The sequence below is a fragment of the Vibrio sp. Vb1166 genome (genome assembly GCF_033338695.1).
In the GTDB taxonomy this organism is placed as follows: Bacteria; Pseudomonadota; Gammaproteobacteria; order Enterobacterales; family Vibrionaceae; genus Vibrio; species Vibrio alginolyticus.
Genome location: NZ_JAWOTE010000051.1, coordinates 1 through 14,193, shown reverse-complemented (window position 1 = coordinate 14,193; position 14,193 = coordinate 1). Strand labels below are relative to the sequence as shown.

Sequence of the window (14,193 nt, the reverse complement as noted above, 5' to 3'; positions counted from 1 at the left end):
TGGTGATTTCTCCAATTGATTTTCCGGTGTAGCGGTTTCCGACGTCTCGGAAAACCAAGTAGTTCTCTCAAAGTTACCTCTATTAACGACACCAAATTCAGAAGCTTTAGAAAAAAGTTTAAAAAAATAACATTGCGAGATTTAGCTAATAAAATTGAAGAAAAGTAAGAAAAAGTGCTCAAGTTTCCACAAATCGAGCCGAGAGGGCTAAATTGTATAGAAAATCAGCAAAAGGAAACAATTAAAGGTAAGTTCGCAGACGATAGACGTGAAGATTAGAAAAGAAAAAGCCCCTTTTCCTTTGAGAGAACTGGGGCTAGGTTGGTCGCCAGAGCCTATGTGGAGATCAAGAGAAATGAACACATTTCCGGCATACCGAGTGCAACTTTACATTGAAAATGATTGGCAGGTGAGAGATGAGAGAGCCGCTCATTCTATTGTAAAGCTGCTTGCCAAAAGCCTGCATTCCCATCCACGTCTGAATGTATTGAGTACAGGCTAAGTAAACTACTGCAATAGTGACATTGCAGAGTTTGGCAACTGTTTCGCTTGAGCAAGAATCGATGTACCTGCCTGTTGCAAAATTTGTGCTTTGGTCATTTGCGTGGTTTCTTTCGCAAAATCTGTATCTTTAATTCGGCTGTTCGAGGCGTCAACGTTTTCTTGGATATTCGCCAAGTTGTTGATGCTGTGACTCAAACGGTTTTGCTTCGCACCTAAGTCTGCACGTTGCGAGTCTACGTATTTCAGTGCCGAATCCAGCACAGAAATCGCGTTTTGAGAACCTTGTACCGTGGTCATATCAATATCTTGTACTGACGTTCTGATAGGTTCATCATTCAGGCCAAGCTCAGATGCTAATCCACCAGAAATAGAAATCTCACCCTGAACGTTTGGATGCGCGACAAAAACTTGCAACTTGCCATCTTCACTTACAGACGCATTAATCATATCAGACTGACCATTAATGTAAGTGGCAAGCTCTTCGATGTCGTCGCCCGCTTTGGCATTAATGTTGATTTCTAGATCATCAACATTGCCGTCTTCGTCTTCACCCATACCTGGTAGCGTGATCTTCAAGTCAGATTTAGCTGGGTCAACGCTCCAGTTTTTATCTTTACCGTTCTCAGATAAGAAGGTCACACCGCCCATGCGAGTATCGTCCGCACGAATGCTGGTGAGTCCCATGATCATGGCTTCACCTGAGCTCGCACCAATCTGGAATGCTGCTTCACCGAATGAGCCATTCAATAGACGACGACCACCAAATGAAGTGGTTTCTGCAATACGGTTTAGCTCGTCAATCAATGCCATTGACTCTTCGTTGATCGCCTGACGCTCAGCTGGAGAGTTAGTACCGTTCGATGATTGAATCGCAAGGTCACGCATTCGTTGCATGACAGAGGTTGCCTCATTCATCGCACCTTCAGCGGTTTGTGCAATCGAGATACCATCGTTCGCGTTACGCATTGCGACATCTAGGCCACGAGACTGTGCAGTTAAGCGGTTAGAGATCTGTAGACCTGCCGCATCATCTTTTGCACTGTTAATCTTATGTCCTGAAGATAAGCGCTCCATCGACGTGTTTAATTCATCAGTCGCTTTGTTTAGGTAACGCTGCGCGGTCATCGCGGAGACGTTAGTACTAACTGTTACAGCCATTTTGCTCTCCTGTTGAGTTCGCAAGCTTTTGCGAAGCGGCCAGCTTTACTCTCATTTGGATAAGCACTGACCGTAAAAGTTACTTGCTAAATCTGCCTTAAACGCAGGGTTTAGAATCTCTAAATCTGTTCTGATATTTTCAATACAATTTGTGTGCCAACTTGCGTAAATTATTTAACTACTTTTAAAAGAATCAAATAAACAATAAGTTAGCTTTATCATTAAGCTATTTCCGGTTTGTCAGACTCACCTTAGCCCAAGGGTATTGAACGCTGCCCTGTTGCCGCCCGACTTGCCTCCCGCATCATTGCCGCTTTGGGTAAAATCGTGCCGCATGACATCTCAGACTCTCAGGTTACGTCGACTTATCGCGCTTAAGGCTTTGCACATAAGGCATCAAAATCAGACAATGTGTATGAGTGTCATACTAGATGTAGTTAAACAACGTTAGATCTTTGGTCTTACCGAATGCTTGTTGCGATGCCTGTAACGCTCGCGAGTTTTCACTGAACTCGATCACGGCTTTAGAGTAATCCAAGTCCTCAAAGTTGCTCTTCGCTTTTGCCAGAGACAAATTAAAGTCTTCATGATTTTGCTCTTGGATATCCAGCGTACTCAATCGAGCACCGGCATCTGTACGCGCTTTATTCAAATGGATAAAAGCAGCGTGGAATTCTTCTGTCATTTGGTGCAATTTGGCGGTCGCCGACGTATCCGAAACCGATTTGTCTGACCATGCCATTGCATCCTTGAAGGTATCGAAAATGCTGAACTCTGCCCGCTTTTCGATCTCAATGCTGTCACCAGGCGTAATTTGGCCTTTTACGTGCACTTTCAGGCCTTTGTATTCAATCCCTTTCTCTGGAGAAAACTCATCGGCATCCACTACTTTGCCGTTACGCTCTAATTGGTAACCAAATTTGCCGTTATTCATATCGACAAATGTCACGCGATACGCCGCATCATCATTCGCGTCAACGTTAGTGGCTTTGTTTAGCAACAGCTCAGAGCCGTTTTGTAGATCGTAATTCGGCTGATAATCGCCAAATGGGTTTGGTATCTCCATAAACAGCTTGCTGCCAGGATCGTTCATTGGCATCTCAAGCATGCTAGAGACTTTCATTTTGCGCTGATAATCGTCTCCAGCGTACTGAACACTACCGTCTTTATCGCGATAGAATGGTTGACTTTTTGGCTTAGTGCCTGCAAACACGTAGTTACCAGATTCATCTTGCGAGTTCACTAAGTTAAGGAAGTTGTTCGCAATCTCTTCTAACTCACGCTTCTTTGCTTGTCGGTCTTCAGCAGAAAAGGCACCGTTAATCATCTCCATCGTTAAGCGCTTCGACTCGTCGGCAAAATTCTCCGCATTGGCGATATTAACTTCGTGGTTTTCTAGACGATTACGCACCAACACTATCGAGCTAAGATATTGTTGTAGCTGTTCTTGTTGCTGACTAATGTTTTGGATGTAATGCGCAGCGAGGGGGTCGTCACTAGGTTTCAGTAACTTTTTCCCTGAAGCAAGCTGCTCTTGGTTGTGGTGAACCTTATTCTCTTGACGACGCAGATCATTTTGTACGGACTGATAGTTATGGAAACTAGAAATTCGGGTTAGCACTTATCTCTTCTCCTTACCTCAGTTGTAAAATGGTATTGAAGGTATCATTCGCCGCTTGCATCACGCGTGATGAAGCCATGTACGCTTGTTGAAACTTCATCATGTTGGCCGCTTCTTCATCGAGGTTAACACCAGAAATAGAAGCAACGCGCTCTTGCGCCGCTTCATGCTCTAAACGAGCGACGGAGGCTAAACGGTTTGCTGTAGAAGACTTCAGTCCAACTTCGGTATTGAGGTTATGATAAACATCGATCAAGGTACTGGATTTTCCATCCATCATCTTGTCTGTTTGGATCTTCTGCATTTTTCTCAAGTTGCCGTTACCACCTTCAGAAGGCACCAAGTTTGCGGTGAATTTATCATTCATCAGTGCGCCTTCGCTCAACTCAAACACGGTTGCATCGCCGTTTTTATACAGCGGATGGCTTTTCGGCACTGAGATTTCAATCATCGGGTTATCTTTATCTAACGGGTATGAGTATTTGTCCGATAGTAAATTACCCTTGTTATCCGTGATCTTTAACCACGGCTTATCATGCTTCTCGTCGGCTGGGTGTACGGTAACCTCAAACTCTTTAACATCCCCCGCCTCACGAATTTTAAACTTGGCGTTACCTTGGGCAAAAGTGGTTGAGGCTTCATAACTTTGTGCGGCAATAGCTTTTGCATCATTGGTTTCCATCTTTATGATGGCTGCACCACTTCTCGTTGGGCGTAGCAATACGCGCTCACCGGCGGCAAGGCCTTCACCAATTTGCACTTTCATACCATCCAGAACAAACGACGAATCCGAACGGTCGATGTTCAACGACATTTGCTCACCTTTCGGTGTTGTCACGCTGTATTGGTCGCCATCATAACGCAGCGAATATTCACCACCTTTGATCGCGGAAATATCCTCGATGTAAACCGCAACATCAGCTTGAGAGTCAGGCGCAGCAAAAACTCGAGATTTTGCCACCAGCTCAGAGTTCACATCGGTAAATACGTCTTTACCTATCTTACCGTTGAGATCCAGACCTTGAGATTGCAGCTGATTAATTTTGTAGGAGAAGCCCGTTGCTAAACGGCCCATTTCATCTTGCAGTTGTGGGATGTGTTTGTCGCGCATTTCAAGTAAAGCGCCGATTTTGCCATCCATATCATCAGACTTGATCGCTTTAATGCCATTCCCTTCCACCATTGCTAATCGTCTTTGATGAACATCCGGATAGCCATCGATCATTTTGAGCTGGCTTGCTTCCGTGCCAGAAACAAGAGTGTGTCCATTGCCGATATGAACATTAAACCCTTCCGCATTTTTGCGTGGGGTTACGGTAACTTTGGTGTACTCTGACAGCTCAGTAACCAGCTTTTCATGCTGATCCATCAGGTCATTATGTGGGCCGGGGGTGCGCATCATCAGTCGATGAATATCGCGAATTTCCAACGCAAGTTGGTTAACGCGCTCAATGCCCATATCCAATTTTTTATTGGTGACATCAGATTGCAGTCGAACGGTTTCGTGGAAATCATTTAATGTATCAGAGAAGATTTTCGCCTTTTCCAATACCACTTTTCGTGCCCCTAAATCGTTCGGGGTATCTGCCATGGTTTTTACCGCATCGAACCACTCATTCAGGTTCTCGGGAATTTTCTTCGATGCTACGGAGCTCAACATGCTAGAGAGCATATCAAGATTGTCTTGGGTATCCGTTTTGTTGGCATTGTTGGTCGACGACAGGTTCAGTTCATTCACGGCAAACTGATCCCACGAGCGGCGAACATTTTCCACATGCACACCCATGCCGTAGGTAGAACCACCAAACATGCGCGGATCATTCGTGCCTTGGATAACAGACTGACGGCTATAACCCTCTGTATTAACATTAGAAATGTTATGACCAGTGGTGTTTAATTGTCTCTGAGCAGTAAGCACACTTTGAGTACCTACATTCAGAAGATCTGACGCCATACATGCCCCCGAAAACGAAATATAAATCGGCAAAACCGATCACCTAGACACATCAAAAGCAAAAGATGTGCCAAGTGATAGAAAGGCGTAGATATTCAGATAAAGTGAAGGCTTGCACTATGGCAAGCCTTCGAGAACGTCATAAATTGGCGCAGAGACATTACATACTTTCGATTTTATCCTTCACCTGCAGGACTTTATCTGCGTAGTTCGGATCGGTCGCGTAACCCGCACTGTGGATACCGCGAATAAACGACTCTGAATTCCCGCGTTGCTGCAATGCTGTCTCGTAACGTGGGTTGTCATTCAAAAATCGTACAAAGTCATTAAAGCTGTCTTCGTAACTTGAGTAGGAGCGAAACGCTGCCGTCTCTTTCACTGGCGTGTTATCGTGGAACTCTAAAGTTTGAGTCGTCACTTTGTCACCCTGCCAGCTTCGATCTGCTTTGATATTAAATAAGTTGTTGCTGCTGCCACGCGCGTTCTTCACGACCTTTTGCCCCCACCCCGTTTCCAAAGCGGCTTGCGCAAGTAGCAGAGATGGCTCGACTCCTAGGGCTTTCGCAGCTTTCTCCGCGTATGGCTTCATCGAGTTAACAAAGGATTCTGGTGAATCGAATCGAGTGGGTTCATTGCTTGGTCGAGATAGTTGACCAGATTCAATCAAGCGCTGTTCAATCTCGCGCGCTTTTTTCGGGTCAACACGACGATATTCCGCAGCATTGTTTGCCGCATCACGCATAGCCGTTTCTTTTTTGTCGTTCCCTTGCCCAGCCGTTAATTGCTTAACAATCATATCGGCCAGTCCCATTGAACCAGACGAACTCAATTCGCTCGCCATCTGTTCATCCAACATTTGTCGGTAGAACTTCTCGTTTTGGCTGTTCATCATGTTGGACTCAAAGCCCTCATTGGCTTCTCGCATGGATTTCAACATCATGGAGGTGAAAATAGATTCGAACTGACGAGCTGCTGCACGCAGTGCTTCTTGCTCGCCATCTTTACCTTCCTTCACTGCTTTTTGACGCAAGGTATCCAGCGAACTGATGTCATGAATAAAACCAATGTCGTTAGGATTGTTCATTATACCTACCTCCTAACCATTAAATGATGATCAACTGGCCTTCAATGGCACCAGCTTGTTTCAATGCTTGCAAGATAGCCATCAAATCCGACGGCGCTGCGCCGACTTGATTCACTGCACGGACCAAGTCATCCAACGTTAAGCCTGGCTCAAACTTAAACATCTTGCCCTGCTCTTCGCTGACTTCGATATCCGAGTCTGGTACGACAACGGTTTGCCCACCAGAAAAGCCGTTAGGTTGGCTAACATTCAGGTTTTCTTTGATCGCAACCGTCATGCCGCCATGCGTTACTGCTGCAGGTTTAAGACGCACATGCTTACCAACTACGATGGTGCCCGTTCGTGAGTTAACGATGATTTTGGCTGCACCATCTGCTGGGTCGAACTCTAGGTTTTCGATTGCCGATAAGAACGCAACACGCTGGCTGACGTCACGAGGAGCACGCACGCGCACTGATGTCGCGTCAACAGCGCTCGCCATTTGTGGGCCAAGGAAGTTGTTTACAGCATCCGCCATACGTTGAGCCGTTGTGAAGTCTGACTCAAGCAAGTTGAACGTGATGTAATCACCACGACCAAATGGGTTTGGAATTTCTCGCTCTACTGTCGCACCACTAGAGATAAGACCAACGGTTGGATTGTTACCTACGATTTTAGAACCGTCAGCGCCTTCAGCACTGAAGCCGCTCACTACTAAGTTACCTTGAGCAACCGCGTAAACTTGACCGTCGAGACCTTTGAGGAACGTTTGCAGCAAGGTGCCACCACGCAAACTTTTAGCACTTCCGATGGAAGAGACAGTCACGTCCACTTGCTGACCCGGTTTAGAGAAAGGCGGCAATTCGGCCGTAACCATGACTGCGGCAACGTTTTTAATTTTTGGCTTTGTGCCCGGCGGCATCTGAATGCCGAAGTTTTGCAGCATGGCGGCGAAACTTTGCTCTGTAAACGGGTTCGCTTCACCCGTACCAGGTAAGCCTGAAACCAAACCATAACCCACGAGTTGGTTGCTTCGTACACCTGCCACTTGCGCGACGTCTTTGATACGTGCGGCTTGGGCTACGGTAGAAAACAGAGCAACGCTCATCAGTACTAAAAGGAGTTTTTTCATGCTTACTTATCTCTTGCAGTCAAATTGCCGTCAGCACGGCGTGTTATAGCGCTACATTAAAGAATCGTGCCAAGAAGCCTGGCTCTTGCATATCTTGTTGCAAACCAGTGCCAGAGTACTGAATTCTTGCGTTAGAAACGCGATTTGATGCAATGGTGTTGTCGAAATTAATATCATCCGGACGAATAGTGCCACTTAAACGTATGTACTCATCACCCGTATTTAGCGTCATCCACTTCTCACCGCGGATCACGAGGTTGCCGTTTGCCAGTACTTCGATCACCTCAACAGTGATGTAACCACTGATGCTGTTGCTCTGCTTTGCAGAAGAGTCACCTGCAAATGAGTTGGAGTTGTTTAAGTCATAAGAGAAATTATATTTTCCGCCAATTTGCAGCTCTTCTCCGCCCACTTGAAGCGGGTCCATTTGCGCTTCATTGGTTTTCGATAAATCGGCATTTGCGCTTTTCGTCGCACTGGTTGTCTCATCCAGTGTTACGGTAATAATGTCGCCAATACCACGTGGTTTAGAATCGTCGTATAGATCGGTAATGTGCTCGGCGCTAAACAACGAACCTGTTGCAGCAGCGTAATGCTCAGGCTTGTTTTTCGGATGAATTGGAGCCCAAGCAGGGTCGCCAGCAACCGGATCACTTCTACCACGTAAAGTATCTACAATACCGCTGCTCTCTTCTTTCGATTTATCGCCTTCTACTGCGTCGACCACAGTGGTTGCTTGTGTCACTTCATCCGTTTCAATCGGTTCCAACATGGCACAGCCCGACATCGTAGCAATCAAAGCGAGTAGGCAAATACGTTTCATCGTGAGCTCCTCAAATCTTGCTCTTAATCGTTACAATTGCTGGTTAACGAAGCTCATCATTTTATCGACTGACGAGATCACTTTTGAGTTCATTTCGTAAACGCGCTGGGCTTCGATCATGTTGACCAACTCTTCCGTTACATTCACGTTGGACGCTTCCAGCATGGATTGACGAATTTCACCCAAACCGTCCAAACCTGGAACACCCTCTTGTGGATCGCCACTGGCACCCGTTGGTAAGTAAAGGTTCTGACCAATTGGCTCTAGGCCACCCGGGTTAACAAAGTCTGTAATGGTTAGCTGACCAACGACTTGGTTGTCTTGCTGACCTCGGACGCGAACCGACACTTCACCATCCGTACCGACAGTAATAGAAATCGCATCTTCTGGAATCACAATTTCAGGCTCTACAGGGTAGCCAGAACCCGACGTGACTAACGTGCCTTCACCATTTAGCGTGAACTGACCGTTACGGGTATAACCGATGTTGCCGTCCGGCAATGTCACTTGGAAAAAACCGTCGCCTTCCACCATCATGTCCAGTGCGTTGGTCGTTGTCTGTGCATTGCCGTGCGTGTGCACTTTTTGCGTCGCAACCACTTTAGAACCCGCACCTAACATCAAGCCACTTGGCAGTTCCGTGTTCTGAGATGACTGGCCGCCAGGCTGGTTGATGTTCTGATAGAACAAATCTTCGAATACTGCACGGCTCTTTTTGTAGCCGACAGTAGAGGCGTTCGCCAAGTTGTTCGAAATCGTGGCAATGTTGGTTTGTTGGGCGTCTAGACCTGTTTTACTTACCCATAGTGCTGGATGCATAGTGAACCTCTAACTCTGTTAACTCATACGAAGCAGTGAATCTGAAGATTTATCCATTTCTTCAGCTGTGCTCATCATCTTGACTTGCATTTCAAACTGACGTTGTAAGTCAATCAATGCGGTCATTTCACCTACGGCATTCACGTTACTGCCTTCTATCGCTCCCGTCTGGAGACTAACAGTCGCGTCTGCTTCGTAAGGTTGGTTTGGAGTTTTATGGCGAAATAAGCCATTGGTGTCTTTAAACAAGCTTTGATCATTAGGCTTAACGAGCTTAATGCGATCAACCGCTTGGAATTCTTCTGCCGGGGCACCTTGAGGAAGTACAGAGATGGTGCCATCCCGACCGATTTCAATTTTGGAGAGAGGGATAGGCAAAGTAATCGGCGCATCGTTTTCACCCAGCACCAAATGACCACTTGCGTTGGTAAGCATGCCATTTTGATCGACTTTTAGGTTGCCGTTACGGGTCAACCCTTCTTTCCCTGTGTGATCGAGTACCGATATCCAGCCGCTGCCTTCAATCGTCACATCCAGATCACGCCCTGTTGTAATCACGCTACCTTGAGCAAAGTTATGCCCTGGACGCTCTGTCATGCTGAACACACGTGAAGGATGGCCTTCACCATAAGCCTGCATTGAGCGAGCCTGTGCTAAATCAGCCCGAAATCCGGTCGTGCTTACGTTAGCCAAGTTATTAGCGCGCAATTGTAGTGCCTGCATATTTTGCTTGGCACCACTCATTGCGAGAAACAGTGCGCGATCCATAAATTACTCCAAAAAATCTCTCTGTACACGGAGTAAAAGCAATAGTTATGCCAAAACAAAAATAGGCTTATCAATCAATACTTTGAATTAACAATCAACAATTAAAAGAGGTCAATAGGGGCAGAAAACTGTAACGAGAGGCAAGGTTTTGATCCATACGGCGGCAACAGCGGCAAATCGTAGATCAAAGCATGCTTAGCCTGAGTGAGGTGTATTCAGGCTAAGCATCAGATGAATGTCATGATGAAAGTGAACAAAGCGGTAATTACTAAGAAGCAACCACACGCCATTGCTTACTCAAGCAGAGTATCGAATGACCCAGCTAGTACTCTAGCGGATCTGTAAGATATTCTGTTGTAGTTGGTTGTGTACTTCTAGCGAACGTGAGTTTGCTTGGAAGTTACGCTGAGCAGAGATCAGGTCCACCAACTCCTGCGTCATATCAATGTTTGACTGTTCCAGCATACCGTTATTGATGGTGCCGAAAGAGCCTTTATTTGATTCACCCCAGATCTTGTCACCAGAGAACTGCGTTGAATCCCATTGAGTGCCGCCTTTCTTATCCAGACCTTGCTCGTTTGGAACACGTACGAGAGCAACACGACCCAATGTAACGTTTTCACCGTTTGAGTAAGTCCCCAATACGCTGCCGTTTTCATCGAAGTCAACTTTGGTTAGGAAGCCCGTTGTTGCACCGTCTTCGTCAAACTTAGTCAGTTCGAACGGAGCCGCAAACTGTGTTGCTGAGCCTAAGCCGAAGTTAAGCGTCTGCGCAGGATCGGCACCATTCATATCGACTGGTGTCGTGTTCGTCGCCGGATCGCCCAGAGCCACAGAAGTGATTGGCTGACCATTGTTCAAGCTCGCCAACGTACCATCGTTATTGAACTTCATGGTATGCCCCACATGACCTGTTGGCGTTTGCGCATCACCAGCCGCAACATTTAAAGGCTTTTCACCTTCTTTATCTGTCACGGTGTAGTAAGTGTTCCATGTATTTGGCTGAGTCTGATCTTTCAAGTAATACGTCGTTAGCTTGTAAGACTGACCCATCGAGTCATAAATTGTCGAAGAGGTTGAACGGTTGTATGTATCTGGGTCTGAAAAATCAAACTGCGTTGGATCTTTCAAATCGCCGTTCGCTGGCAAGTTCACACCCACTTCAATGTTTGCTGTTTGTTTTGGCTTACCAAATTCAGCAGGAATATTGATGGGTTGTGGCTCGTATGAAGAAACCTCACCAGAGCTTGGGTCCACTTGGTAACCTAATAAGAACTCGTCGTTCGCGGTCACCATGTAGTTTTCTTTATTTAAGTGAAATGCACCATTACGTGTCAGTTCATTCTGTTGTGGAGTTAGACGCTCTTTCGCTACAGCGAAAAAACCTGTCCCCGAAACACGCAAATCCATTGGGTTGTTGGTGTAAATGCTAGAGCCTTCATGGAACTGCTGTGCCACTTGGCTTGCTTGCGCACCACCACCCGGTGTGGTTTTTGCGTTAGTAAATAAAGAGTTAGAGTAGACATCAGCAAACTCAGCACGGGACTCTTTAAAGCCGTAAGTGTTGGCGTTCGCAATGTTGTTACTGGTGGTGTTCAAATCCAGTTGGGCGGCGGACAAACCGCTTAAAGATACATATGACATTCCAAAATCTCCTAATCTAGCGAGCTATGACTACGCTTTGCCGACTTCCAATACTTCTGCAAGTCGAACTGGCGACTCAAAACCAGCCAGATTGAGTAATACGTTTCCGTCACCTTTGCCAAGCAATACGCTGTTTACGTTGGCATACGTCGATACTGGGAACTCTTGCGACTCCCCTTCAACTAAGCCAGACGCTTTCACTTTGTATTTGCCAGCTGGCAGTGGATTTCCGCTTTCATCTTTACCGTCCCAAAGCACACGCGTGTCGCCGGCTGGTTTCGCCCCTACCTCAAAGGTACGAACCAGTTGGCCAGCTTCATCCTCTACACGAACAAACAGATTATCGATAGATTGTGAAAGCTTAACCATTGCCGCCATTGGTGCGTCGTCCTGCTTCACACCTGCTGCTCCTGGGACCAATACGTCACGCCCTACCAAAGAGGAAGCTTGTAACGCTTGATTTGATGTCATTGACGAATTCAAACTCTCAAACTGAGTGTTCATCTTGCCAATGCCATCAACGGTCGCAAATGAAGCCATTTGCGCAATCATCTGGTCATTACTCACCGGCTTAAAAGGGTCTTGCTGAGACAGTTGCTTCGTGAGCAATGATAAGAAGTCTTCCTGTTTTAGATCCTGCTTACCCGTGCTCTCTTCCGCTTTCTTGTTACTCTCTTGTAGACTTTTAAGCTGGTCGATATAGGACAAGCCGCTTTGACCAACGTTGTTAATTCCGGCCATACGCTACCCCCTTATCCTTATTGACCCATCTGCAGCGTACGCAGCAGCATTTGTTTACTAGAATCAGCGACCTGTACATTAGTTTGGTATGCACGAGAAGCTGAAATCATGTTTGCCATTTCTTCCATTACATTGACGTTAGGCTTGTAAATGTAGCCTTCTTCGTTTGCAAGGGGATGATCTGGGTTGTACTCCGCACTCAGCGGTTTATCACTTTCTACAATACCCATCACTTTCACTGGCACCGTATCACCGCCACGCATGGCGTTACTTAACTCTGCACCAAACACTGCATGACGCGCTTTGTAAGTGTCTTTCGCAGAGCTGCTGACACTGTCGGCGTTCGCCAAGTTGCTTGAGGTAGTATTCAGACGAACGGATTCAGCGCTCATTGCGGAACCTGTCACATTGAAAACGTTAAATAAGCTCATCTAAATTATTCCCCTTTGATTGCTTTGGTTAAGTTCTTGAATTTGCTGCCTAGAAAGTCGAGTGATGCTTGGTGTCTGATTTGGTTTTGCATAAACAAGTTACGCTCTAAATCCAAGTCTACCGTGTTGCCATCTCCCGTATCTGGTTGCGTAGGAAGACGATATAACTTGTCCCCAACCAACGTTGTAGTGGCAGGAATATGCCGACCATCTGTGCGACTAAGACCAATGCTTGCCCCAGATGTTGCCGCTTGCAATTCCTTCGCAAAGTCTAAACCTCTTGCTTTGTAACCAGGCGTGTTTGCTTGTGCGATATTGGTGGAAATCACCTCTGCATTGCGTTCACGTACGCCCACCGTGTGCTGGTGGATGCCTAGTGCATTGTCAAAAGATATAGCCATGTTTGCCTCTACAATTAAGAACTGACCGTGATTGATAACCAAAAAGCAATTAGCATGCCAAAACCTAAAGCATTACACCAACCTAGTGGTTACCGTGAATTGAAATAGCAATAAGTGAGCCAAAGTAACTGGAATGTCATGTCGTATCACTTTGTCACTTAATAAAGATACACCGTGTTGAGGGCACAAGGCAAAAACGCGCTTCAACTAATTGAGTGATACATGAGGCGCTCGGCGCAGAAAGGTAACAAACAAAAAAAGCCTGACACGAAGTCAGGCTTTTCTATCAATGAAGAGATACCGCTATTTAAGCTTGTAAATGATGCCCGGATTACAGCGCACCATTTCAAATTTATCAGTCAGACCAGTTAGCGACTCTGATGCCCCTAACAGCAAGTAGCCACCAGGGTTTAAACTGCTCGCCATTTGGTTAAGCACTTTAGATTTCATTTCTGGAGAAAAGTAAATCAATACGTTACGACAGAAAATGATGTCGAACTTACCCATCAGTGCGTAACTGTCCATCAAGTTTTGTGGACGAAAGTTCACCAAACGCTTGACGTTATCTTTGACTTTCATGCGACCACCGTCCGCATTTTCAAAGAAGGTGCGACGACGTTCTGGTGAAAGCCCGCGACCCAAAGCCAAGTTGTCGTACACCCCTGCACGACACATCTCGAGCATACTTGCCGAAATATCTGTGGCTGTAATGGACACGTTTGGTAACAAGCCCGGCTTGCGCTGTTGCGTTTCCAGGATCGTCATTGCAATAGAATACGGTTCTTGGCCCGATGAACTGGCAGCAGACCAGATCTTAATTGGGCGCTTACTTGCCGCTACTTCTGGCAATAATTTGTCAGCTAAAACCGTGAACGGATAAGTATCTCGAAACCACAAGGTTTCGTTAGTCGTCATCGCATCCACAGCGGCGACTCGTAATTCTCGATTACGCCCTGTAACAACATCACGTAGCAAATCTGATAACGATGCGAGCTTAAACTTCGTCACTAAAGGACTCAGTCGGCTACGCACGAGGTATTGCTTGCTATCACCTAACACGATGCCACATTGCGATTCTAGAAAACGGCTAAAGTCACGATACTCTTGATCACTGATTGTAATAGCAGTCATTAA

At 46.2% G+C, this 14,193-nt stretch carries 13 protein-coding genes; all 13 read right to left on the bottom strand.

The genetic code is table 11. The features are described from left to right. Positions 1–507: 507 nt before the first annotated feature. The 13 genes from R7E51_RS23520 to R7E51_RS23460 all read right to left on the bottom strand — a co-directional run bounded on the left by R7E51_RS23520 (position 508) and on the right by R7E51_RS23460 (position 14,190). A complete protein-coding gene (locus R7E51_RS23520) occupies positions 508–1,662 on the bottom strand; it encodes a flagellin (RefSeq protein ID WP_085570130.1) in 1,155 nt (384 codons plus the stop codon). A gap of 427 nt (positions 1,663–2,089) precedes the next feature. After that, the gene (gene flgL, locus R7E51_RS23515) at positions 2,090–3,283 is read right to left on the bottom strand and encodes a flagellar hook-associated protein FlgL (RefSeq protein WP_206958476.1); all 1,194 of its coding nucleotides are present in this window, start codon (positions 3,281–3,283) and stop codon (positions 2,090–2,092) included. Between the two features lie 13 nt (positions 3,284–3,296). Further along, the gene (flgK, locus tag R7E51_RS23510; RefSeq protein WP_206958478.1) at positions 3,297–5,237 is read right to left on the bottom strand and encodes a flagellar hook-associated protein FlgK; all 1,941 of its coding nucleotides are present in this window, start codon (positions 5,235–5,237) and stop codon (positions 3,297–3,299) included. A gap of 160 nt (positions 5,238–5,397) precedes the next feature. Beyond that, positions 5,398–6,324: a flagellar assembly peptidoglycan hydrolase FlgJ gene (flgJ, locus tag R7E51_RS23505; protein WP_025768948.1), complete on the bottom strand. Its 927-nt coding sequence runs from the start codon at positions 6,322–6,324 to the stop codon at positions 5,398–5,400. A 16-nt stretch (positions 6,325–6,340) separates the two neighbouring features. Beyond that, complete coding sequence (locus tag R7E51_RS23500) at positions 6,341–7,432, bottom strand: flagellar basal body P-ring protein FlgI (protein ID WP_005393118.1); 1,092 nt, start codon at positions 7,430–7,432, stop codon at positions 6,341–6,343. 43 nt (positions 7,433–7,475) lie between these two features. After that, positions 7,476–8,255: a flagellar basal body L-ring protein FlgH gene (flgH, locus tag R7E51_RS23495; protein WP_005382033.1), complete on the bottom strand. Its 780-nt coding sequence runs from the start codon at positions 8,253–8,255 to the stop codon at positions 7,476–7,478. A 30-nt stretch (positions 8,256–8,285) separates the two neighbouring features. Beyond that, positions 8,286–9,074 carry a flagellar basal-body rod protein FlgG gene (gene flgG / locus R7E51_RS23490; RefSeq protein ID WP_005382032.1) on the bottom strand — a complete coding sequence of 263 codons (789 nt, stop codon included), beginning with the start codon at positions 9,072–9,074 and terminating at the stop codon, positions 8,286–8,288. 18 nt (positions 9,075–9,092) lie between these two features. Further along, positions 9,093–9,842 carry a flagellar basal-body rod protein FlgF gene (flgF, locus tag R7E51_RS23485; RefSeq protein WP_005382031.1) on the bottom strand — a complete coding sequence of 250 codons (750 nt, stop codon included), beginning with the start codon at positions 9,840–9,842 and terminating at the stop codon, positions 9,093–9,095. A 330-nt stretch (positions 9,843–10,172) separates the two neighbouring features. Continuing rightward, a complete protein-coding gene (gene flgE, locus R7E51_RS23480; RefSeq protein ID WP_005382030.1) occupies positions 10,173–11,486 on the bottom strand; it encodes a flagellar hook protein FlgE in 1,314 nt (437 codons plus the stop codon). 30 nt (positions 11,487–11,516) lie between these two features. After that, positions 11,517–12,227: a flagellar hook assembly protein FlgD gene (gene flgD / locus R7E51_RS23475; RefSeq protein ID WP_005382029.1), complete on the bottom strand. Its 711-nt coding sequence runs from the start codon at positions 12,225–12,227 to the stop codon at positions 11,517–11,519. A gap of 17 nt (positions 12,228–12,244) precedes the next feature. Further along, positions 12,245–12,658, bottom strand: coding sequence for a flagellar basal body rod protein FlgC (flgC, locus tag R7E51_RS23470; protein ID WP_005393132.1), 414 nt, complete (start codon positions 12,656–12,658; stop codon positions 12,245–12,247). A 5-nt stretch (positions 12,659–12,663) separates the two neighbouring features. Continuing rightward, the gene (gene flgB, locus R7E51_RS23465) at positions 12,664–13,059 is read right to left on the bottom strand and encodes a flagellar basal body rod protein FlgB (protein ID WP_005382026.1); all 396 of its coding nucleotides are present in this window, start codon (positions 13,057–13,059) and stop codon (positions 12,664–12,666) included. Between the two features lie 303 nt (positions 13,060–13,362). Next, positions 13,363–14,190 carry a CheR family methyltransferase gene (locus tag R7E51_RS23460; RefSeq protein ID WP_005382024.1) on the bottom strand — a complete coding sequence of 276 codons (828 nt, stop codon included), beginning with the start codon at positions 14,188–14,190 and terminating at the stop codon, positions 13,363–13,365. Between the last annotated feature and the right edge of the window lie 3 nt (positions 14,191–14,193).